Source organism: Arthrobacter sp. 05L417, assembly GCF_056397865.1.
This window is the reverse complement of sequence record NZ_JBFTOG010000009.1, coordinates 51,982-73,631: the sequence shown is the minus strand read 5'-3', so window position 1 is coordinate 73,631 and position 21,650 is coordinate 51,982. Positions and strand designations below refer to the sequence as shown.

At 62.0% G+C, this 21,650-nt stretch carries 20 protein-coding genes; 8 read left to right on the top strand and 12 right to left on the bottom strand.

Annotated elements, in window-relative coordinates:
• Window positions 1–388: 388 nt before the first annotated feature.
• Together AC1DJW_RS09705 and AC1DJW_RS09700 are read right to left on the bottom strand one after the other, a co-directional pair.
• Complete coding sequence (locus AC1DJW_RS09705) at window positions 389–661, bottom strand: transposase (RefSeq protein ID WP_476901263.1); 273 nt, start codon at window positions 659–661, stop codon at window positions 389–391.
• Between the two features lie 152 nt (window positions 662–813).
• Window positions 814–1,074, bottom strand: coding sequence for an IS110 family transposase (locus AC1DJW_RS09700; RefSeq protein WP_476901262.1), 261 nt, complete (start codon window positions 1,072–1,074; stop codon window positions 814–816).
• Here AC1DJW_RS09700 and AC1DJW_RS09695 point away from each other — a divergent pair.
• Window positions 1,066–1,332, top strand: coding sequence for a hypothetical protein (locus AC1DJW_RS09695; RefSeq protein ID WP_476901261.1), 267 nt, complete (start codon window positions 1,066–1,068; stop codon window positions 1,330–1,332). The genes AC1DJW_RS09700 and AC1DJW_RS09695 overlap by 9 nt on opposite strands.
• A 606-nt stretch (window positions 1,333–1,938) precedes the next feature.
• On the opposite strand, the gene AC1DJW_RS09690 is transcribed toward AC1DJW_RS09695, so the two are convergent.
• Both AC1DJW_RS09690 and AC1DJW_RS09685 read right to left on the bottom strand, forming a co-directional pair.
• Entirely contained in the window at window positions 1,939–3,183 is a 1,245-nt protein-coding gene (locus tag AC1DJW_RS09690; RefSeq protein WP_476901260.1) for a glycoside hydrolase family 32 protein, read from the bottom strand.
• Window positions 3,183–4,535, bottom strand: coding sequence for a glycoside hydrolase family 172 protein (locus AC1DJW_RS09685; RefSeq protein ID WP_476901259.1), 1,353 nt, complete (start codon window positions 4,533–4,535; stop codon window positions 3,183–3,185). The genes AC1DJW_RS09690 and AC1DJW_RS09685 overlap by 1 nt, the downstream gene beginning before the upstream one ends.
• Window positions 4,536–4,752: 217 nt before the next feature.
• Between AC1DJW_RS09685 and AC1DJW_RS09680 the strand changes: the two genes are divergently transcribed.
• From AC1DJW_RS09680 to AC1DJW_RS09650, 7 genes are all read left to right on the top strand, one after another.
• Window positions 4,753–5,760: a LacI family DNA-binding transcriptional regulator gene (locus tag AC1DJW_RS09680; RefSeq protein WP_476901258.1), complete on the top strand. Its 1,008-nt coding sequence runs from the start codon at window positions 4,753–4,755 to the stop codon at window positions 5,758–5,760.
• A gap of 169 nt (window positions 5,761–5,929) precedes the next feature.
• Window positions 5,930–7,246: an ABC transporter substrate-binding protein gene (locus AC1DJW_RS09675; RefSeq protein ID WP_476901257.1), complete on the top strand. Its 1,317-nt coding sequence runs from the start codon at window positions 5,930–5,932 to the stop codon at window positions 7,244–7,246.
• Window positions 7,247–7,315: 69 nt separating this feature from the next.
• The gene (locus AC1DJW_RS09670; protein ID WP_476901256.1) at window positions 7,316–8,185 is read left to right on the top strand and encodes a carbohydrate ABC transporter permease; all 870 of its coding nucleotides are present in this window, start codon (window positions 7,316–7,318) and stop codon (window positions 8,183–8,185) included.
• Window positions 8,182–9,099, top strand: coding sequence for a carbohydrate ABC transporter permease (locus AC1DJW_RS09665; protein WP_476901255.1), 918 nt, complete (start codon window positions 8,182–8,184; stop codon window positions 9,097–9,099). The genes AC1DJW_RS09670 and AC1DJW_RS09665 overlap by 4 nt, the downstream gene beginning before the upstream one ends.
• Before the next feature lie 103 nt (window positions 9,100–9,202).
• Window positions 9,203–9,496 (top strand): hypothetical protein, encoded by a 294-nt coding sequence (locus AC1DJW_RS09660; RefSeq protein WP_476901254.1) that lies wholly within the window; start codon window positions 9,203–9,205, stop codon window positions 9,494–9,496.
• Between the two features lie 389 nt (window positions 9,497–9,885).
• Window positions 9,886–10,986 (top strand): PfkB family carbohydrate kinase, encoded by a 1,101-nt coding sequence (locus tag AC1DJW_RS09655; protein WP_476901253.1) that lies wholly within the window; start codon window positions 9,886–9,888, stop codon window positions 10,984–10,986.
• Window positions 10,987–11,213: 227 nt separating this feature from the next.
• Entirely contained in the window at window positions 11,214–11,795 is a 582-nt protein-coding gene (locus AC1DJW_RS09650; protein WP_476901252.1) for a cadmium resistance transporter, read from the top strand.
• A 648-nt stretch (window positions 11,796–12,443) separates the two neighbouring features.
• Here the strand turns inward: AC1DJW_RS09650 and AC1DJW_RS09645 are convergent.
• From AC1DJW_RS09645 to AC1DJW_RS09610, 8 genes are all read right to left on the bottom strand, one after another.
• A complete protein-coding gene (locus AC1DJW_RS09645; RefSeq protein ID WP_476901251.1) occupies window positions 12,444–12,746 on the bottom strand; it encodes a hypothetical protein in 303 nt (100 codons plus the stop codon).
• A 70-nt stretch (window positions 12,747–12,816) separates the two neighbouring features.
• A complete protein-coding gene (locus tag AC1DJW_RS09640) occupies window positions 12,817–13,815 on the bottom strand; it encodes an aldo/keto reductase family protein (protein WP_476901250.1) in 999 nt (332 codons plus the stop codon).
• 219 nt (window positions 13,816–14,034) lie between these two features.
• Complete coding sequence (locus AC1DJW_RS09635) at window positions 14,035–15,543, bottom strand: glycoside hydrolase family 32 protein (protein ID WP_476901249.1); 1,509 nt, start codon at window positions 15,541–15,543, stop codon at window positions 14,035–14,037.
• A gap of 113 nt (window positions 15,544–15,656) precedes the next feature.
• Window positions 15,657–17,264, bottom strand: a complete 1,608-nt coding sequence (locus tag AC1DJW_RS09630; protein WP_476901248.1) for an ABC transporter substrate-binding protein — start codon at window positions 17,262–17,264, stop codon at window positions 15,657–15,659.
• 92 nt (window positions 17,265–17,356) lie between these two features.
• Complete coding sequence (locus AC1DJW_RS09625) at window positions 17,357–17,509, bottom strand: hypothetical protein (protein ID WP_476901247.1); 153 nt, start codon at window positions 17,507–17,509, stop codon at window positions 17,357–17,359.
• The gene (locus AC1DJW_RS09620) at window positions 17,506–19,710 is read right to left on the bottom strand and encodes a glycoside hydrolase family 32 protein (protein ID WP_476901246.1); all 2,205 of its coding nucleotides are present in this window, start codon (window positions 19,708–19,710) and stop codon (window positions 17,506–17,508) included. Before AC1DJW_RS09620 ends, AC1DJW_RS09625 begins: the two co-directional genes overlap by 4 nt.
• A gap of 120 nt (window positions 19,711–19,830) precedes the next feature.
• On the bottom strand, window positions 19,831–20,790 hold the full coding sequence (locus tag AC1DJW_RS09615) for a carbohydrate ABC transporter permease (RefSeq protein ID WP_476901245.1): 960 nt from the start codon (window positions 20,788–20,790) through the stop codon (window positions 19,831–19,833).
• Between the two features lie 4 nt (window positions 20,791–20,794).
• Window positions 20,795–21,622: an ABC transporter permease gene (locus AC1DJW_RS09610; RefSeq protein WP_476901244.1), complete on the bottom strand. Its 828-nt coding sequence runs from the start codon at window positions 21,620–21,622 to the stop codon at window positions 20,795–20,797.
• Window positions 21,623–21,650: the final 28 nt, after the last annotated feature.

Genomic DNA, 21,650 nt, shown 5'->3' with positions numbered 1-21,650 from the left:
TCAGATGAACATCTCGTTTAAGCCTGGTGGCACTGATAACGGCTTATCGCGAGCTCAGGTCGCGGTGACCGTTTGGCTACCACACACCGGTCCGACGCGATTACCAGTGAGATTCCGGGCTCGGGGTTGGTCGAGCCCGGATGGCTCCTAGCTCACCAGGGGATTCGCTCCCGATCAGAAGGCGCGTTCTGCGGCGTCGACCCTAACTCAGTGGCTAAGCGCCGATGGCAGGTTGCACCTTCAGAGGCCGGGGCGTAGGTCGTGCCGTCTCGGAGCATGGCCCAGAGAACGTTCAGTCGTCGCCGGGCCAGGGAAAGCATCGCCTGGATATGAGATCTTCCTTCATTGCGTTTGCGGTCGCAATAGGTCCGCGACGCTGGGCAACTTTTTAGCGCAGAAAGGCCGGAGAGATAGAACACCCGAAATAACCGTCGGTCGTAGCGGCGTGGCCGGTGATGGTTTCCGCTGATCTTCCGGAGTCCCTGGGGGCCGGGGCCAGTCCGGCGACGCCGGCGAACCGATCGGCTGTCTGGAAGACGGTGAGGTCCCCGCCGGTGGCGCCGAGAAACTCGGCGGCGAGGACGGGTCCGAAGCCTGGCATGATGAGCAGGGTCTGGGCGTGGCGGTGTTCGGTGACCTTCTCGCTGAACAGCGCGTCCACCTCTGCCAGTTCCTTGTCCAGTGTGATGATTTCCCGGCGAGTGCGGCGACGATCCCCTCCCCCAAGTGTTGGGCGGGAACGATGGTGGTGGGATTTCGCGGCGTCTATCGCGGCCTGCGCGACGGCAGCAGAGGAGCGGGCACCGTGTTTCTTCAGCCAGGCTTGGATCCTGGCTTCGCCGGCTCGGCGGATTCCGTCCGGGGTCCGGTGTTGGTGAGCAGCAACAGTGCGGCTTTGGAGCGGCTGTAGTCGAAGGCCCGTTCAAGCGCGGGGAAGTATTCGAGCAGCTGGGCATGCAGGCGGTTGATCGCCCCTTCCCGGTCCGCAGACTTATCGGCACGCCAGGCGGTGAGGATCCGCAGTCCGGTGCTGGTTTCATCCCTGGCCCGCAGAGGCTGCAGGTCGTGGCGCATCCTGGCCTGGTCGGCGATGACGACGGCGTCTTTGGCGTCTTCTCCGAACTAAGAAAATTGCGCGGAAATCATCCATATTACTGGCCGTTTCTGGGGTCGGGTGCCGCCGCCGGCCTTATCGTCTCCCCCGGCGCCGTCAACCAGCCGATACGGTTCGAAGGGATCCCCGGTGGTCTTCAGCGCACCCGACGGCGGCACCACCAAATCGGACAGTACCCGCGGAGCGTGCTCTTCGTTGACCATGAGAACAGAACCTAGCCGATGCAAGCCGGCGGCGCCTGCGGTTCTCCGGCGTGGGTGCGGTTAACACGTCCTTCACTGGACGATGTCAACCGGCGGAGCGGCTAAGCAAGCTTCGTGGGACATGGGCTGAAACCAAGCCCTAACCTGGCTGGTCCAGACCGCTCATCAACCGGCCGCTTCGCCGGCTGCCCAATCCGAAAGGAGAACCACATGGACCCACCCCAGACCAGCCTACAAACGAGGTCGGTTCCGTGCCGGAACCGCCGGACCCGAGACAACCTTGGATATAAGATCCTCCGACAGGCGCCCCGACATTAATCCCCATGGCGTTGTCTAATGGAATGAAACCGTGAGCGGGAAATCGGGGCATCCCCCTTCCGAAATCTTTAACGAGCCATGGTCGTTGCAAGACCCAAAAAACCTGGGTCTTGCAACGACCATCACAACCCACCCATCCCGTGGGTCAGTCCTGTGTCCTCTCTTCGGGCCTGTGCTACCGGCTGCTTTTGCGGACTCGGACTATCTGGCCAGGAGAAGACGCCCTCTTGTCGGCTGGTGCGTTCCTGTCGGCGGACGCCGGGGGTGCTCCAGACAATGATGACGACTTGCTGTGGCCGTCGCTCATCCCCGACGGCCCAGAGGGTAGATGGTCGCGTGGAGCGCGTCCACGCTGAACGTTGGGCCCTCTGGCGCAGCTGCGAACGCGAGAATTCCCCACGTCGACGAGATTTCGATGGCTTGGGAGTCGAGGATGATCCGGACATCACCCCCAAGGTAGGGGACTTCGAAGGTTTCCGCTTCGGTCTTGGCGACGAGATTCTGGGAATTGGCGTCGAGAACGAAGACGGTTTTCCCGGCTGAAGTAACTCGCAGCGATTCCCCGGTCGAGGGAGACCATACGATGTCCCCGGAAAGTCCGGGAAGATCGCCACCAACGACGGCGGAGGATCTGTACTTCTCGAGGTCCGGATGCGGAGTCGCGACCAGTTGGTTCTCCTCGAGGGTGAGAACATGAGGGACGCTATGGGCACTTGCCCACCCCGAATCCAGATCGGCGATGCCACGCATCCAGAAGGTCAGACACGGCCGGCCTTGTGCGTCACGGAAGAATGACGGCGCGTAGTAGCTGGGGCCGTAGGTAAGGCGCCCCCAGGAGCTCGCCTCGAAGCGCCCGTCGGCGTAACTGCCCACGGCATAGCCTGCGTAATGCAGTACGTCATCATCCCAGACCGATGAGACCATCAGGTGGCGGCCGTTGAGGTCGAAGATCTGGGGGCATTCCCAGAGTGCCCCCAGCCATACCGGCTCTCGATCATTGGTCGAACGCTGCAGGGCAACGCCCTCGTAATCCCAGGTATCGAGGTCGGCCGAACTGTAGCTGAGCGCCATGGCAGTGCCATCAGATGACCCTGCTCCAACGAACATCCGCCAGCCCGTCGCTTCTTTGACGAGGAAGGGGTCCCGGTACGCGACGATGTCGAGGCCTGGGGGCGCATCGGCGACAAAGTCTCCCTTCTGCCATTCGATCCAAGACTTGTCCTTGGGGGAAGCGACTCGAATGCGGCCGATGCCGATGTTCGGTTGTGCCGTCGAGGTGTAGAAGATGCGGGTATCTCCGTTGTCGTCGGTGACGAGAGAGCCCGTCCAGATACCCTCGTCACCGTCGCCTGGTTCAATCGCGACCGGCAGCTGTTCAAGCGAGAACAGGTCCGCTCCCCGGGCGTGCCCCCAGTGGCAGTTGGGGGCCCAAATAGTGCTGTCGGGAACGTACTGGTAGAAGAGATGGTATTCGCCGTCTTTGACGGTAATGCCGTGCGGGTCATTGATCCAGCCGCTCTCGGCGACGAAGTGAAACGCCGGCCGCATCAGCCTTCCTGCCCATCGAAACGGGCCCGGATGGCGCGGGCGATCTCAACGTTTCCCTGCTCCCACTCATCGATCTGCAGCCTGCGCTCTTCACGAAGGGCATCGCGCTTGGCCGTGAAATCCTCCATTCGCTTCGCGGCGGCGGCACGGGCCAGCTGTTGTTCCTCGTTCAGTTCCGGAAGAGGCGCCTGGATCACGCGGTCGATCGGGCGCAGAGGCAGCCGCCCCTCCACCCCGGGGATGCCGAGGATTGGCGAGGGAAGGGTCTGATACCAGTACGCGGTCGAGGACCAGTCGTCCGAGAGGTGGTTGCCGTGACCGTGCTCGAAAGTGACCTTGATCCGCTTTTCGAACCGGATGGGGTCGACCATGTGGAAGCGGTAGCTGTGATGGAATCCGGGCACGTTCTCCTCGTGGACGATGGTTCCGTTGAACTGGTAGGCGTTGTGCTGCATACCCCAGGCGTGCCCGAAGTAGTCTTCCATTCCCGTTCCGTGGAGACTCGGGGGCCAGGTGTCGTCGTCGATGAAGATCATGTCGTCTCCCTCGCCCCACCAGGAGCCCTGGAAGTGGCGGACAGCCAGTGTGCACCCGACGTAGTGCCCGCGGCCTTCAGTCTCTAGTGCGACGTAGTTGTCCTTCCCGTCGAGATTCGCCACCGTGGTTTCGATGCTGTTGGCCTGCAGGTCAGGTGCCCAGCCGCTGGGTAGGGCACGGCGCCAGTGTGCATGGAAGAAGAGGGTGTCCTCGGGAAGCGGCTCCTTGACGAGCTCGTAGTCGATGTAGAAATACTGAAGATACGGGATGTCGTTCTGGTTCTCGACGACGATCCTCGCGCGCTTCCCGAAGGGCATCCGGAAGTAGCTGTTGAAGGCAGCGGAGCCGCCGAAGGTGTGGAGCTCCGGTTCCTTGGCGGAGACGGAAAGCGGCAGCGAGTCGTACGAGCCGGAGAGGGAGTTCATCAGGCCGAAGAAATCACCAAGCGGCGCGACCACACTCGGCGTTTCTTGGTCGTCCCAATACATCTTCAGAACAATCTTCCGGTAGTAGTCAGGGTCAACGACTTCCCAGCTCACTCCCAGGGCGTTATGGATCTCCAGCATCGGGACCCCGACGACGTTCGGATCGATCTGTCCGGGCCCCGGCTGGTTCCGGCATGACTGAGTCATCCAGATGTGAGTGATGTACCCCGGGCCTTCAATATCAGCCAGCGTCCTTTCCTCACCGGGCATGACGATCCAGTTATCCCGGTTCCGGCCGGTCTGGTCAAAGCTTGACGCCCGTGCTGTTCGTGCGCGATGGGCCCGGGTCAAGTCCCCGAGGATGCCCGCTGGCGTGTGGTTTTCGGTCACCGTTGTCCTTCCTTGTACTCCCGAGTCTGTCTCTGCCTGCTGCAAAGGGCCGGAAGCATCGAAACGTTTGCGTGTCTGGATGATAGGCTCATTCCAGCAACAAGCGCAACTGGGCCACCGTTTTCCCGACGGGGTGTAGGTTCCAGAGCTGGAGTAAGGTAGTTCCAAGCTTGCGCAAACGATGCGCCGCTACATGATGAGGTGAGCAATGGCGACGATGGTTGAAGTTGCACGCAAGGCCAAGGTGTCCATATCCACGGTCTCGCACGTGCTGAATGGAACCCGCAATGTGGAGCCGGAGACGCGAAAACGCGTCCTTGCGGCAATTGCGTCCACGGGCTATCGGCAGGATGCACTGGCAAGAGCACTCCGGCGTTCCCAGACCGATAGCATCGGCCTCGTAGTTTCGGACGCCGGCGAGCCGGCCTTCGCCGAAATGGTCCACGGCGTCGAGCATGCCGCCGTGGAAAACGGCCTCACTCTTGTTCTGGCGAACTCTGCCGAGAACGCCGACCGGGAAAAGAAGGCCGTCCAGACCCTCCTGAACCGACGCGTGGACGGGCTGATCCTCGCCAGGGCAGCGGAGTCGGACCCTGTCCTGCTCCAGGCCCTGGAACAGGAGAAGCCCCCCACGATCCTCCTGGACCGCATCTTCTCCCAGCTCCCCTTCGACCAGGTCGGCGCAGACAACCGGGAAACCATGCGCCAACTGGTGGCGCACATGATCGTATCCGGCCATAAACGCTTCGCCCTCGTGGCCGGAGACGTCCGCGTGCCCACGCTCCAGGAGCGCATGGGCGGCTTTACGGACGCCTCGCTTGAGGGGCGGCTCGGGCTCGACCAACAGCTCATCATCACCGGAACGGACAGAGAAGCGGTGGCGGACGAGCTCGAAAATTCACTCCGCACCGGCCAAATCACCGCGGTCATAGCCTGCAGTACGCCCCTGGCTGCCCTCAGCCTGCGGACCTTGGCCCGTGTGGGAATATCAACTCCCCGCGACATCGCTTTCGCAACCTTCGATGGCTTTGACAATTCGGATCTGTTCCACCCGCGAGTCACAACGGTCAGACAGCCCGCCTTCGACATGGGGGCGGCGGCAGTGCATCTGCTCGTTGAGCGGCTCCGCTCCCCCGAGGCAAGTCCGCGCACCGTCAGGCTCCAGCAGCGCATCGAATGGCGCGAGTCCACGGAAGACTTTAGCCAGCAACCGGCCATCGACTAGTCCAATGCTTGACAATCACAGCACCGCGTTCTAACGTCAGACAAACGTTTCGCGCAAACGTTTCGACAAAAAGACTTGGGTAGCTCGTTCACTGCCCCCTTCGGCGGGCACCCAACCACCCGAATCCGAGATGGCAACAGCGCCCTCTCGCTCGTCAAAGGAGATGAAAGTGTCCTTCTCAATCACCACCCCCGGACGGGCCCGACGCCTTGCCGCAGCAGCCCTTGTGACTGCAGCCGCTATGGGCAGCCTCGTGGGCTGTTCGTCGAGCTCGTCAGCATCTGACGGCCCGACCACAATCTCGCTGTCCATGCAGAACCCCGACGTCAAGACGGCCGACCCGGCCACCTGGGCCATCATCCAGGCCTTCGAGAAAGCGAATCCCAACGTCAAAGTGGAGGTCACGGGTGAAGCGGTTGCCGAGCATCTGCAGAAGCTCTCCATTGCCGCGCAGAGCGATACGCTGCCTGATGTCTTCTGGGTATACAAGTCCAACGCCGAAGACATGCTCAAGGGCGGGAAGCTGATGAATCTCTCCCCGGTACTCAGCGAGCTTGGCCTTAGCGACAAGTTCCCCAAGAGCACGGTGTCCAACTTCACGTCCGGCGACGCCATCTACGGAGTCCCTTACCAGGGACTCCTCACCGGCCTCTGGTACAACAAGAAGATCCTTCAGGATAACGGACTCCAGGTTCCCGTCACGTTCGACGACCTCCTGGCGGTTGCCAAGAAGCTCAAGGAAAAGGGGATCACCACCATCTCCAACGGGGCCAATCAGTCTGCCTTCAGCGTGTGGAGCTTCCTCACGGATCTCGACCGCTTCGGCTACGCCGACAAGATCGACGGCATCCTGAAAGGCACTGGAAGCTTCAACGATGCGGACTTCCTTCGCCTCTACCAGCACATCGCCGAGCTCCGGGACGCGGGCGCATTCGCTTCCAACGTCTCGACCCAGACCTACCAGCAGGCAGTGGACCAGTTCACCAGCGGCAAGGCGGCCATGCTCGATGCGGGCGTTTGGGGCTCCAGCGCCATTCAGAAGTCTTCCGTTGCAGGGAACGTGGGTTTCTGGGCCGGCCCCCAGTTCAAAGACGGCGTCGGCAACCAGAACATCATCATGAACGTCGCGTCCGCGCCCCTTGTGGTCAGCGCGAAGGTCTCGAAGGACAACGCCAAGCTCGCCGCCGTCAAGAAGTTCATTGCCTTCTACTACGGAGACGAGGCCCAGCAGATACTCGTTGACAACGGACAACCCCCCGTCACGACCTACAAGCCCAAGGTGGACCAGGCAACCCAGAGTGCCCTGAAGAGCGCCCTGGACGCGGCCAGCGCGCCCGGCGTTTCGAGCCCGGAGTCCCAGCCGGACCTCCTGGTATCGACCCCTGTCGCCAACGCAATGTACGACAGCATCTACGGTGTGATTCAGAACCAGCTCACACCCCAGCAGGCCGTCGACCTGGTCCAGGCCGCCGTCCAGTCCAAGTAACTGATCGGCGGCTCTGGCTCTCGACGCCAGAGCCGCCGGCAGCCCTTCACCAGCAGAAAGTCTCAACCCGTGACATGGATAAGTTCCCGCTGGAAGATCCTCGTGATGATCGCACCAGCGCTGATCCTCTTCACCCTGTTCCTCGTCTACCCCGTCATCTACTCCCTTGGCTTCAGCTTCACCAAGTTCCAAGGATTCGGAAACCCTGAGTTCATCGGCCTCCAGAATTACATTTCGCTGGGGCAGGACCCCTTCTTCTGGCGGGCGCTGCAGAACACCGTCATTATTCTCGTCGTCAGTATCGTCTTGCTGGTCCCCGGATCCTTCGCTCTCGCGCTTCTCCTCCGCCGCAAGGTCCCCGGTGGCGGGGCTCTTCGCGCCCTCGTCTTCGGGCCGGCCATCATCGCGCCGATCCTCGTCGGGCTGATCTGGGTCTTCATCCTCGACCCGAAGATCGGCCTTCTCAATCGTCTGCTGGGTTTCATGGGGGTGGCCCCGGTCCAATGGATCGGCGGGGACACCCTGACGCCGTACGCAGTTGCCCTGGTCTTCATCTGGGGCAGCATCGGCTTCGCCATGACCATCTTCTACGCGGGTCGGCAAGTGCTGCCCGAAGACGTCATGGAAGCCAGCGAACTCGACGGCGCCACCGGGTTTCAGCAGCTGCGCTACGTTACCATTCCGATGATGCGCGAGACATTTGCGATCGTCACCATCCTGATGATCACAAGCGTCTTCAAGATCTTCGAACTCGTCTACATGCTCACCGGCGGCGGTCCTGTCCACCGATCCGAAACCCTCGTCAGCTACATGTACTTCACCACCTTCACCAACCAGAAATATGGCCTGGGCATGGCCCTGGCCGTCATCATCACGGTGCTGGGCGCAGTCGTTTCCGTTGCATACCTGGCCCTCTCGCGCGAGCGGAAGACAGCATGAGAACCACCCCGACCGACATCATCGATGAATCCATGAGCACCGACTTGCCCGGAACAACCCCAGACCATCAGAAGCCGAAACGGACCCGGCGCAAGGCCGTGGCAATCGCCTCGGGCGCCCTCGCCTACTTGATCACGTTCCTCGTCGTCCTCCCGCTCCTCTGGATCGTCCTGCTCTCATTCCAGCCAAGCGGAAACATCCTCGGAAACCCGTTCTCACTCACTAATCTGACTCTTGACAATTACCTGACGGTCATCGGATCGCTGCCGCTGCTGAAAATGTACGGGAACACCATCCTGATCGCGGTCGTTGCTGTGTCCGTCGGAACGGCGATCTCATTCACGGCCGCGTTTGCATTGACGCGAATGATCTTCCGGCACAGGAAAGTCCAGTCGAGCCTGCGTTTCTACATCCTCGCCGGCCTTGCGGTGCCTGTTTACATCCTGCTTTTCCCGGTCTACCGCCTCGACCTGGCGTTCGGTGTATTCGGAACGTACGCAGCGCTGATCCTGCCCTACATCGCGGTGTCCATTCCGTTCAATACACTGCTGCTGACCGGTTTCCTGAGGGAGTTTCCGTCCGAACTCGAGGAAGCGGCAATCATCGATGGTGCAGGGCTCGGAAGGCTCTGCTGGACCGTCGTGCTGCCGCTGATGCGACCGGTAATCGCGACGATCCTCATCTTCAACGTGGTCTATGTCTTCAATGAATTCCCTTTCGCGTCGATCCTGATCAACAACCCGGATATGGTGACTGTTTCGCTGGCGGTATCGCGATTCCAAGGACAGTACACGGTCGATTACGGGGGCATGATGGCGGCCGCGACTCTCGTGCTGTTGCCCCAGCTCGTCATCTATGCGCTCTTCCAGAAGCAGGTCATTGCCGGTATGACTGTCGGCGCGGTCAAAGGCTAGACTCCGGCGGCTGCCGCTATTTGAATGGAAGATTCCCGCCGCCGTTCGGCAGGCCGGGTGCGGGGTCCGGAGGACAACCCGTGAGGGTCGTGCCAAAGAAATCATGTCCAACAAGCCACTTGGGCGTGGGACCGGACCCCCGGTCTGCCGGCTGCACGCTCTTCCCCAATGCCAAAAAGCCGGGTCCATTGACACGGCAATCGATGCAGCCAGCGGGCACCCTGGCCTGGGAATCCTTGTTTCACGCCACGACCGTCAGACGCTGACCGTGGAGCTGAGCGAAGAGGCTCCATGCAGAACAATCGTGGAACGCGACCTGGGGACGCCCACCCCTGAGGAGACCTGCCTGTCCTTCTCGCGGCACCGCGTGCTCGAACCGCATTTCAGCCTGTCCTAGCCTTTCCGAAGCGGACGGGAGGACGGGTCCGTCGTCATTCAAATGCCCGACCGCGAACCCGTCGACCTGAAAACACTTTCCCTCCAGCCGGAGCGGCGCCTGCTGTGGCGGGCGGGCGCTCCCGACCGAATTGCGGTTCCCTCCTCTGGTACCTCAGCCGGATCGGCCCTCTGCCGGAACCGGACCGGGAGCGCTGCCAATGGCCACCTCCTGTCCCCAAGTAGGTGCAGAGAGAGCCGGCGTCTCGTGTGAGAGGGGATCACGCGACGAGACCCTGCCCCGGCATCTTCTCCGGTGGGCGCCACATGGCAGGAAACCGGCGCCAGACCCCTTCACGGCGCCATGAGCCCGCGGCAACTTTCGAACCAGATTCAACATAAGGAGTCCAGATGCAAAACCCGACCGTAGCTGATCAGCGGACGCCCGATAGCGGGAGCCAGGAAGTTACTGAAACCAGCCCCGGGAACCGTCAAAAGATGACGTCCGGGGCTTGGCCAGGAAAGCATGTGTTGGTTGTGGGCGAGGCGCTGACAGACATCATCAACACTGCCAAAGGCATCAGCGAGCACCCGGGAGGCTCTCCGGCGAACGTGGCCCTCGGACTCGCGCGGCTTGGCGTCGCAACGTCGTTCCTCACCGCTCTGGGCCGCGACGCACGCGGCGAGGAGATCGCGGCCCGCCTTCGCGCCTCCGACGTCGAGATCCTGCCCGAGTCTTGGTCCCTCCCGGTGACGTCCACGGCCCTGGCGGACATCGAGAGCGATGGTGCTGCCCGCTACACGTTCGATTTGGACTGGCACCTGCCGGTCGAAGCTCTACTCCCGGAAGTTGACCACGTTCACGTCGGCTCGGTGGCGGCCTTCCTCGCCCCTGGCGCAGACCGGGTAGAGGAGATCGTCCGCGAGCTCGGCCAGCACGCGACTGTCAGCTTCGACCCTAATATTCGTCCGGCCCTCAACGGGGATCCGGCCAGCGCACTGGCCCGCTTCGAACGCCTCGTGGCCCTGTCCGATATCGTCAAGCTCAGTGACGAGGATGCGGCCTACCTCTATCCAAGCCTCACTGCGCAAGAGGCGGCCAGAACGATAGCCGGCAAGGGTCGTGTTGTCGCCGTGACGGCGGGAGCTGGAGGTTCCTTCCTCGTATCCGGCGGCGACATCATCGGGATCGAGCCAGTCTCAACATCAGTTCAGGACACGGTCGGCGCTGGGGACAGTTATATGTCCGCCCTCCTCACAGCACTCCTCAGCTTGGGACGACCGCCGTTCAGCAATTCCGAACTGGCAGCCGCGGGGACCTTGGCGGCTCAGGCAGCCGCCGTCACCGTCTCCCGGGCCGGAGCCGAGCCCCCCACTCTCATGGACCTGCAGATCGTGCGCTCAGACGAGCCGGCAATGCCTGCTCGCATCGCAGAACACAGCCCCGGCCCCGCACAGGCGTCGAGCGGTCTCGCACCCGCTCGTTTGATCAAGGGCTGCTCAACGTGTTGAGACTCGAGCACGGCGACCGGCCCGGGGGCACGGCCCTGAAGGTTCCCGGCTGCGAACCGACCGTGCCGCGCGGCCGCGGCCAGCAAGCCACTAGAACCGCGCCCGAGGACCAGGTCGTCGAGGTCATGGCTTCTGCCCGGGCCCGGCCTTTCTCTTCCGACCGGGCTGGCGCTGGGTGCCTTGCAGGCAGCGCATGCGCAGTCTCCGCCCTGCGCTGAGAGGCAGCGATGGACGCCGGTATCCTCGCCACCGCCGCAGGAACCTACGCCGCAACCAATCTCGACGACTTCGTGGTACTGACAGCGCTCTTCGCACTGGACAGGGCAACGGGCGCCAAGAACACGGTGCGGATCTGGGCGGGCCAGATCATCGGCATCGGACTGCTCACTGCCGCAGCCTTCCTCGTGGCCAAAGGCGTGAACGATGTGCCGACGTCCTGGATCCGGTACTTGTCCCTGATCCCGATCTTCATCGGACTCAAGTCACTCCGGCGCCGGGACAGACAGCCCCGCGGGGAGCACCCGAGAACAGAGGCCGTGTCCGCACTCGCAGTCGTTGGCATCACGGTCGCCAACGGAGGAGACAACATGGCCCTGTATATCCCCCTGTTCCACGGCGTCAATGAAGCTGCGGGAGTCGTGACAGCGGGCTGCTTCCTGGCAATGACTCTCTTGTGGTGCACAACCGCCTGCCTCCGCACCCGCTCTGCTCCGGGTCCGGGGACAGCGCGGCGAATGCCGGCAAGGCTCGCCCCGGTCGCATACATCGCAATTGGAGCCACGGCTCTGATCCGCTCCTCGCTCACATGAGCACGGCACCCGGCAGTCCAAAGACAGTATGGCAATCACGGTACCAAGCGAGGACTGGAAGCTTTCCGAAGTCGACGTACGAGCAGCACTAGGACCGGGTCCCGGCCAGAACCTGCGCCGGCGCGAGCAGGGGTGCCCTCGCCCAACTGCGCGGAAGCCTGGCTTCGAAATGCGTGATTTGCCTGTGCCCCCCGATGGAGGCCCTTGACTGAATCGCGCGCCCGGATCCGCGTCTGACCGGAGGCTTCCTTCCCGGCCCTGGAAGGGTCGCCGAACAACCAAGGTGCCCCGCAACGTTGCCGCGGGCACCCTCAGCATGACGTTAGCCGTCGCTGTTGTCAGGTGGGGCCGCTACCAGGCGGAGCCCAGCTGATTCACCGTCAACGAGACAAGGTTTGCTGGATCTGCATGTGCGGTCGCTACTCAAACGTCAAGACCATGAACCAGCTGGGCATCGAGTTCGGCGCGCAGCTGCGCCGGGGTCCGGGAACAGGTACCGAATCTGGATGTGCGCCGGACAACACAGGTTCCCTTCCTGCAGGGCCGGCGAAGGTTGCGCACTCAGCTTCTGAAAGTGACCCTGCTGGCGGTCGATGCCTCTGAGCCGCAGGTCGCCTATCGCTGTGCCCCCGTGGGTCTCGATAGGAGTCATCGCAACATCGCAGCAGGTGCCATCGGTCCAGTTATCGAATCATGAGACTGCCGGGTCACGCGTACCGACTGGCATTCGCGAAAATGGAAGGCTCTCCTATCGTTGAGATCATCCCTCATCCAAATGATGAGCCCGTCGCTTGCCCGGGACTCGACTGTTCCGCCCCATTTTTTGCCGTCCGGCCCTCGAAAAGACACGACGTCGCCGGGCGAGAGGCTTGTCCAGATCAGCAGCGGATGATCACTCGCCTGCTCATGTTCGCTGTCAGGATGAGGGTTGTCCTCTTGTTGATCTTTCATTAATTGTTCTTTCGGCGAATAAATCAGGTGAACCGTTGGTCCCCACACAAGCGGGCTGGTCGGCCTTGAGTTAGGGGCGCGTGGTGAAGGATTCGACCTTGGCGGTGTCGCGTTCGATGACAGGGCCGAGGAGCGTGTCGATCCGGCCCAGCAGCTCCGGATCCAGTTTCACTCCGATGGCGGTGGCGTTATCCACGAGCTGTTCGGGTCGCGAGGCTCCCACGATGGCGGCTGAGACGTTGTAGTTCTGCAGCACCCACGCCAGGGCGAGGGCGGCCATGGACAAACCTGCTTCCTCCGCGACCGGTTTCAGCGCTTGGACCCGTTCGAGTACTTCAGGGCGCATGAACTTGAGCTCGGTTTTCAGCTCGCCTTCCTCCGTCGCGAACCGAGAGCCCGACGGCGCGTCCTGGCCTGGTATGTATTTGCCGGTGAGAACCCCTTGGGCAAGGGGTGACCAGCAGATCTGGCCCAGGCCCAGTTCCTGGCTGGCGGGGACGACTTCTTCCTCGATGACCCGCCACAGCATGGAGTATTGAGGCTGGTTTGAGACGAGGTGCACGCCGAGCTCTTTGGCAAGTTTGGCGCCTGCCCGGATTTCGTCGACGGTCCATTCGGAGACGCCGATGTAGAGCGCCTTGCCTGCACGGACGATGTCCGCGAAAGCCTGCATGGTCTCGTCGAGCGGGGTTTCGTAGTCGTAGCGGTGGGCCTGGTAGAGGTCGACGTAGTCCGTTCCGAGGCGGCACAGGGAGCCGTTGATGGACTCCATGACGTGTTTGCGGGACAGGCCGCGGTCGTTCTTGCCTTCGCCGGTGGGGAAGTAGACCTTGGTGAAGATCTCCACACCTTCGCGGCGCACGCCCTGGAGTGCTTCGCCGAGTGCTGTCTCGGCGCGGGTGCCTGCGTAGGCATCGGCGGTGTCGAAAGTGGTGATGCCCAAGTCAAGGGCCTGGCGGACGCATGCGTTGGCGGCTTCCTGGTCGATCTGCTCTCCGTGGGTGACCCAGTTCCCGTAGGCCAGTTCACTGATGTACATGCCGGATGAGCCGAGTTTGCGGTATTCCATGTCGCGATTCTTCCTTGTCAAGTGTCAAATGCAGTGGGTGGTCCCAGGACGGACCCATCGAGGGGCGGATCTAAAAAGTGAGAGGAATGCTGTTTTTGCTACCCGGGTGAGGCGCCGGTTACCATTCCGGATGGGAGCCGAAGTTCCTCTACGTCCAAGCCCCTTGCGCCACGGACGCTGCACCGTGATGGCCCGCTGGGTTCGACGACAATGCTGCCCTCATGCGTATTGAGCGACACTGAGGTTATTTATGGTTGCCGTGCCCGCGACGGCGTAGACGGAGACGTCGTTGCTGGTCGCGGGTGGGAAGATCAGTTCTGTCAGGGTGACTTGGCCCTCTTGTGCGAAGACTTCAACGGAGCAACGGTCCACATACACCGCGAGCTCGTAGGAGCCGTCCGTTGTCCGGATCGGGGCGGTGTCGACGGAAGCGAAGGACTCGTGGAAGTCTGTTTGCCCGGATTCTCGGCGGTCGACGACGATGAGGCCTTCGGTGGGTCGGATGCCGATGCGGGTTCCCTGCGCTCCGTTGCCGCGGACGACGATCCCGAATTCCTCTGCGGTTCCGGGAACGAAGCTGAGGTCGATGCGTTGGACGCTGCCGGCCGCGCCGTCGAGGACATGGTGGCCGTCGGAGATTTCGACTGCCGCGAGGCTGAACGAAGGGCTCTGCTCTCTCAGTGATGTCAGATCCGCTGCGACCTCCTGCACCATTCGCAAGTTTCCGTCAATGGTGCGCAACGTTACTTCGCGGACCAGGGACATGGGGCTCCTCCAAGGCGAAGTCGGAATCTGGTTGGCGTACTCCCAGTTGTTCATCCAGCCGATCATGAGTCGACGGTTCTCCGGGGCGTCGCTGAACGAAACGGCGGCGTAGTAGTCCCGGCCCCAATCGAGCCACTGGTACTCGGCCAACCGTGCCGGATCCTGGAGGCCGTCGGTGACTGTGGAAGCGGAGGTGAACGTGACGCCGTCGAAATCTCCCACGAAGTACTGACCGGCCGAGCCGTTGTTGGGGCCGCCGGGGTTGAGGTTCACGATGAGGACCCATTTGAGGTTGTCCGGGTCGCCGTCGACTGGCAGCGGGAAGAGATCCGGGCATTCCCACTCTCCCCCGGTCGCGTTCGCCGGACCGAAGCTGCTCAGCAACTCCCAGCTCTTGAGATCGTTCGACTTATAGAGGACCACCTTGAAGTCCTGGGCTTCCACGGCAACCATGACCCAGTAGCTACCGGCGTCGCCGTCGTAGCGGAACACCTTGGGGTCGCGGAAGTTTGCTGATCCGCGGTCCAGCACGGGGTTTCCGGTGTGCTTGGTCCAGGTGTAGCCACCGTCCAGGCTGTAGGCCAGTGACTGGGCCTGGATGCCCTCGCGTGCGGAGGCCTTCTTGAACGCGCTGGTGTAGATGGCGACCAGCGGCGCGTGGGAATCGGTGCCGAATCCGCTGGTGTTGTGGCGGTCGAAGACGACGCTGCCGGAGAAGATGTCTTCTGTCTCGTCGCATGCGATGGCGACGGGGTGCTCGGTCCAGGTCAGCAGGTCTGCGGAGGTGGCGTGTCCCCATGACATGTTTCCCCAGACATTGTCCAGGGGGTTGTTTTGGTAATAGAGGTGGTAGATGCCCTCATGGTGGATGAGGCCGTTGGGGTCGTTGAGCCAGGTGTTCCGGGCTGCGTAGTGCAGTGCGGGTCGGAAAGTATCGGCCGTCGTGGCGGTCACGGCAGTCATGAAGGTCGGATCTCGCTTCTGTGATCGTGGGTGTGGTGATATCCGGTGGCAGGTTCCCATACGGCGGGGTAGGCCGGTCCGTGTTTGCGCCGGCCTACCCCGCTGTCTGGTGTTTAGGAGTTCTTCTTGTAGCGGTCGTAGGCGTCCTGGTAGATCTTGACCATTTTGTCCAGGCCGATGGACTTCAGCTGGGCGATGTAGCTATCCCATTCCTGGTCGACGCCGCCGGAAACGATCCATTTGGCGCGCTTTTCCTTAACGAGCGTCTGGACGTCGGTTTCGATGGTGCTTAGCTGCTGCAGTTCATCGTTGGAGAGGAGGACGTTGGGGTACGGGTCGTTCCCGGCGTGGGGTTTGAAAACGTCCTTGATGGTTTGCTGGCGTGCGGCGGCCCGTGGCTCCGGGGCTACCACGCTTTGGAAGTCCTGCGCGGTGACGATGTGTGGCCCTCCCGGGGCTACTTTCTGACGTTGTTCCCCTGCCGTCGTGCCTGCCGGTGCGGGAATCTGCTGGAGGACACCTTTGTCATCCTTCTGCAAGGCGGTGCCTATCGGACCCCAGCTGGTTTCTGCGGACATGGTGGGGTCATACAGTCGGTCGACCCATCGCATGGTCGCGGCCGGGTACTTGTCGGCACGGGTAATCGCGAACGCGCCGCGGCTGATGTCCGGCCCGTTGGCGACACTGGCGATCTGCTTGCCGTCTTTGCCTTTGAGCACCGGCATCACCACGTAGTCCTTGGCACGGTCCGCGCCGACGGCTTCTTCGGTCTCCCACCAGACGTAGGAGCCGAGGCTTTCAGCAGTGGTCTTGCCCTTGGCCAGGTACGCTTTGTCGTCCTGTGAGAAGGACTCGGGGTCGATCAGGCCGTCCTGGTACCACTTGTGGAGTTCGGAAACGGCCGTCTTATATTGGTCCTGCGCAGCCGTGAAGATGACCTTGCCGTTTTGGACGATGCGGTGGTCGATGTTGTCCGGCAGGCCGCCCAGGGCGGCGAACAGGTCACTGATGTCCGCGCACCACCAGTTGTTGATGAAACTCAAAGGAATTTCATCATTCTTGCCGTTGCCGTTGGGGTCCTTCGTCTTAAAGGCGACGAGGTCATCGTGGTACTCCTGGATGGTCTGCGGAACCGGCAGTCCGAGTTTGTCCAGCCATGATTTGTTGATCGACATGAAGTTCGGGTAGGCAACCAAGCCGAGTTCCTCGACGTTGGGCAGGGAATAGATGTGCCCGTCCGAGGACGTGATTGCCGCCTTGATGTCCGGCCGATCCTTGAGGATCTGTGAGAGGTTCGGGGCGTACTTGTCGATCAGGTCCTCCAGCGGGATAAGAGTGCCGTTGGTTCCGTAAGTGGAGATGTCTGAATCCGAGAAACCCGTGTTGAAAAAGGCGTCCGGCAGGTCCCCGCTGGCCAGGATCAGGTTCTTCTTATCCTTGTAGACGTTTTCGGGCAGGTTTTCCCACTTGACGTCGATGTTGGTGTCTTTGGCCCATTGCTGGACCAGCGGCATGCTCTCGTAGGCCGGCGCCAGAGGTGCCTTCATCCCGGAGAATCGCAAGGTCAGGGTTTTATCGACGATGGGCAGTCCGGTCGGCTTCAGCCCGAAGTCCGACGAGGAATCTTTGATACCGGTCGAGCTTTGCCCGGAGCAGGCAGTGAACATCAGTGTTCCGGCGACAAAGACGCCGACCGTGGCCAGGGCGCGGTTCTTCTTCATGGGTTTCCCTTTCAGGGGTTCCAAATTTGGGTTTCGGTGGGGTTGTTCTAACTTTTGACGGCGCCGATGAGGGCGCCCTTGGTGAAGAGCTTCTACATGAACGACAAGGCGATCATCAGGGGCAGTCTGGAGACGACGATCATGGCGTACTTGGTCAGTCCAGGGATCCGTTGCGCGGCGACATAGGACTCCACGTCCAAGGACTTCCGGAGGCGGCGACGTCGGACTGGATGAACATGATTCAACCGGCCTTCCTTCGTCGGTATGCGGAGTGGAGGTAATGGGCGGAGAACGAGAGAATTCGGGCACCGTCCGCGACCCGCAGAAGCACCTGGTCGGCACCTTCGCTCACCGGGTAGGCGCGTGACGTTAGCGAGACCCGATCATCGACGTAGAGCTCGACCATCGAGCCGTCCACGAGCAGTCGGGCATGTACGTCTGGCGATTCGGGGCGGCGAATGCCGCGACGCCCCTCGGTGTGCTCCGATCGACGGCTGCTCCGCGATCGGTCGATCCAAACCTCTGCGCCGGTCACCCCGAGCACGGTCGTCTCGACTCCGTCGGAACTGCGAAGCACTTCTATCTCGAACCCGGGTCCCTCGACCCGGAATTCGAGGTCGAGATGTCTGCCGCGAAGTGGTACGGAAACGTCAGTCCCTGTGCTCTCGGCATCCGTGATGGTGTGATCGGGTCCGACGGGGCATTCGTGGAGCAAACCGAGCTCCGCGACAGGCTTCACGCTAAGTGCACCGTCTGCGTGGAGTCCGAGTTCCAGCGGGAAGCCGGCGTTGTGGGCCCATCCACTCCCGGCATACTCGTCCAGGCTTCGCTTGTCTTGCGCGATGCTCCACAAGATGCTGCGTCCATCCTGAAGAACGGTGCCGCTCGGCCCGGTGAGATGGCCGCCGCCGTCAAACTCCCTCGGCGCCGGATCATCGGGAGTGAATCGTCGCGACGCGCCGTCCCAGACGCCGATCCAGTGCCAGACGTGCTGAAGGTGATGCTCGCTCTCGCCTGCCCACCAGGGCGCGATGAAAAGAGCGTGCCGGCGCCGTCCGTCCTTGCCGTTGCCGATCGGCAGAAGCACCGGGAGTTCCCACATCACACCCGTCGCCGGGTATCGGGCAACGTCGCCGACAAGCAGCGGCTCCTGTTGCTCCCATCGATCGCCGTCGCGCGAGTGGAACAGGAGGGCCGCGCCGCCGCGTCCTTCAAGGCCTGCGCCCACAAGGAGGAACCAATCATCCCCGTCGCGCCAGACAAAGGGGTCACGGAACTGGCCCGTCACGAGGGGTTCGGCGGAGCCGGGCACGGTGGTCGGCATCTCGAGCACGGGGTGTTCATCAACGGCCCAGCCACTACCGGCCGGGCGGGCCACCGCCACCGTTTGGTCAGGGCGCCGGCCGAAATCTCCGGCAGTGAGATATAGCAGGTGTTCACCGTTGGGGGCGGTGACCGAGCTTCCGCTCCAAACACCATCGGGCGCGACGGTCGTCGATGACGGCGCCACCGCAATGGTTTTGTCTTGCCAGTGCACGAGGTCCTCGCTGATCGCGTGACCCCAGGCGATGTTCCCCCAGTACGGGCCAGCAGGGTTGTGCTGATAGAAGAGGTGATGCATGCCGTCGACTTGTAGCGCGGCGTGGGGCTCGTTCATCCAGCCTTGCGGTGCTGAAAAATGCGCGATCGGACGATGATGGTCTGCCGCGAACCGGGCACGGTCAGGCGCCGTGTCGGCGGCGTGTACCGCTTCTTGTACTGCCGGCGGGTGCGTCGCGGTCAACACCCTCACGGGTCCGAGCAAGCCGCACGCCGCAGCGGCGGGAAACAGGCCCTCGACGAGGTCGCTGTCCGCTGACCGTCCGAGGGTCATTCGGGCGGGAAGCCGGATGTCGCCGGGGGGCGCATCGAAGGTGCCCGCTGGTTTGCCATCGACGCGGAGTTCGGCACGGCCATCGGCGATGGACAGTGCCAGGTGATTCCAGGAATCGAGTTTGAGACGGCCAGTGCCAACAAACGTGATGGGCCCGACCAGTGCCGCTATATGGCCTGACCTGTCGTGGCCCAGCGCGAACCCGGTGTTCAGCTCGAGCGCATCGATGATTGCTGTGAAACCATGTGCTCCGCCGCGTGCAAAGGCGCGCGGGGCGAACCAGGCCGTCACCGTGAGGGCGGGCTCATTGGAGGGGGTGAACTGGATCTCCACCCACGTCGACCAGCCGTCCAGGTATATGGCGGAACTGTCAGTGGTCGGTCCTTGTCGTGGCGCGAGCAATACCGCGCGTTGCTCCGGCGGTTCAGAGCAAATGATGCGCGCGTTGGATCCGTCTGCGTCGGCAGGTTGAACAGGGTTTCCGCGGAAGGTGAGGTCAAGGAGCGGACGGGTGACCCTGCCTCCTAGGAAGCCGTGTGCGGTCGGTCCGGCCGGACCCGGTTGTGCCTTCATTTCGTGTTGAACCGGTCGCAGCCGGTTTGGTCGATCGCCACAACTGTGGCCCGAGCCCGGTTGTTTATCATGGGTTTCCCTTTCAGGGGTTCCAAAATTTAGGTTTTGGTGGGGATCGTTCTAGCTTTTGACGGCACCGATGAGGGCGCCCTTGGTGAAGTGCTTCTGCATGAACGGCAAGGCGATCATCAGGGGCAGGCTGGAGATGACGATCATGGCGTACTTGGTCAGTTCGGCGACCCGTTGCGCAGCGGCATAGGACTCGACGTCGCCCGATAGGTTTCCTGACGCGGCGACGTCGGACTGGATGAGGATGTTCCGCAGCACCAGTTGAAGCGGGTATTTGGTGTCATCGTTGAGGTAGATCAGGGCATCAAAAAAGGAGTTCCAGTTGCCGACGACGTGGATCATGAGCATGAGCATGATCAGCGGCTTGGACAGCGGGAGGACCATCCGGAAGAAGAACTGGAAGTCCGAGGCGCCATCGAGCTGTGCTGCTTCTCGCAGTTCGTCGGGGATGCTGTGTTCAAAAAACGACCTGGCAATGATGAGGTTCCAGACCCCTATGGCCCCGGGCAGGATTACCGCCCACATGGTGTTCAGCAATCCCAGGTCACGGACCACCAGGTACCGGGAGATTAGGCCGCCGTCGAAGAACATGGTGATGATGAACAGCAGCATGATGAACTTTCGACCGGGCAGGTCCTTCCGGGACAGGGCATAGCCGGCACCCAGGATGGAACCGACGCTGATGATGCTGCCCGTCACCGTGTACAGCACGGAGTTGCCCAGACCGCGCCAGATGGCCGGATCAGCGAAAATCCGCTGGTACCCCTCGAGGGTGAAGCCCGCTGGCAGGAACCACACCTTGCCTTCGTAGATCTGGTTCGGGTCGCTGACCGAGGCGATGACGATGAAATACAGCGGGTAGGCCACGGCGGCAACTGCAACAAGCAGGATCGTGATTGCCAGGGTGTTGAATGCCGGATCGGCCAACCGGGCGCGCAGCGGAACCTTGTACGGGTCTGCTGGCCGGCGTTCGCGGAAGAGCTCTTGAGAGGGGATGGTCCTGGTTGTCATTTGGTTACCACAGACTTGTCTTGGTTGCGCGGCGGGCCACCCAGTTGAAGGTCACAAGGAGAGCCAGGTTGAGCAAGGAATTGAACAGGCCGATAGCGGCGGAGTAGCTGAACTGCGCCTGCTGCAGTCCCGCGTGGTAAACGTAGGTCTGGACGATTTCAGACGTCTGCGTGTTCAGGTTCGTCTGCATCAACAGGGCTTTTTCGAAGCCGACGTTGAGCAGGTTGCCGATTGCCAGGATGAACAGCACCGTGATGACAGGCATGATTCCAGGGATGTCGATGTGCCGGATCCGCTGTAACTTATTCGCTCCGTCGACCTTGGCAGCATCATGCAGCGCAGGGTCGATGCTGGTCAGAGCGGCCAGGTAGACGACCATGGAGAATCCGGCCTGCTGCCAGATGTCCGACACCACGTACACAGGTCGGAACCAGTCGGCCGATCCCATGAAGAACACAGGCTGGCCACCAAAGAGCTGGAGAGCATTGTTGATCAGACCCGACCGCGGAGAGAGCAGTACGAACATCATGCCTACAACCACCACCGTGGAAATGAAGGCGGGCGAATACAACACCGTCTGGGTCAGCTGCTTGAACCGCTTGGCCTGCAGCTGGTTGACCAGCAGGGCCAGGACAATCGGCACCGGGAACGCGATGAGAAGGCCAAGGACCGCGAGCCAGACGGTGTTTTCCAGGACTCGCTCAAACTGGAACGAGGAGACGAACCGCTGGAAGTTGGCCAGCCCAATCCATGGGCTGCCGAGGAAACCGTCCACCGGGTTGTAGTTGCGGAACGCGATCTGAACGCCATACATCGGCCAGTACTTGAACACGGCAATGTAAATCAGCGCAGGCGTTAGT

Coding starts and splice junctions, on each gene's coding strand:
- AC1DJW_RS09630 (WP_476901248.1), bottom strand. CDS start 17,264: ATGAAGAAGAACCGCGCCCTGGCCACGGTCGGCGTCTTTGTCGCCGGA.
- AC1DJW_RS09635 (WP_476901249.1), bottom strand. CDS start 15,543: ATGACTGCCGTGACCGCCACGACGGCCGATACTTTCCGACCCGCACTG.
- AC1DJW_RS09645 (WP_476901251.1), bottom strand. CDS start 12,746: ATGAAAGATCAACAAGAGGACAACCCTCATCCTGACAGCGAACATGAG.
- AC1DJW_RS09690 (WP_476901260.1), bottom strand. CDS start 3,183: ATGCGGCCGGCGTTTCACTTCGTCGCCGAGAGCGGCTGGATCAATGAC.
- AC1DJW_RS09660 (WP_476901254.1), top strand. CDS start 9,203: ATGTCCAACAAGCCACTTGGGCGTGGGACCGGACCCCCGGTCTGCCGG.
- AC1DJW_RS09700 (WP_476901262.1), bottom strand. CDS start 1,074: ATGCGCCACGACCTGCAGCCTCTGCGGGCCAGGGATGAAACCAGCACC.
- AC1DJW_RS09620 (WP_476901246.1), bottom strand. CDS start 19,710: ATGAAGGCACAACCGGGTCCGGCCGGACCGACCGCACACGGCTTCCTA.
- AC1DJW_RS09655 (WP_476901253.1), top strand. CDS start 9,886: ATGCAAAACCCGACCGTAGCTGATCAGCGGACGCCCGATAGCGGGAGC.
- AC1DJW_RS09650 (WP_476901252.1), top strand. CDS start 11,214: ATGGACGCCGGTATCCTCGCCACCGCCGCAGGAACCTACGCCGCAACC.
- AC1DJW_RS09680 (WP_476901258.1), top strand. CDS start 4,753: ATGGTTGAAGTTGCACGCAAGGCCAAGGTGTCCATATCCACGGTCTCG.
- AC1DJW_RS09665 (WP_476901255.1), top strand. CDS start 8,182: ATGAGAACCACCCCGACCGACATCATCGATGAATCCATGAGCACCGAC.
- AC1DJW_RS09615 (WP_476901245.1), bottom strand. CDS start 20,790: ATGACAACCAGGACCATCCCCTCTCAAGAGCTCTTCCGCGAACGCCGG.
- AC1DJW_RS09640 (WP_476901250.1), bottom strand. CDS start 13,815: ATGGAATACCGCAAACTCGGCTCATCCGGCATGTACATCAGTGAACTG.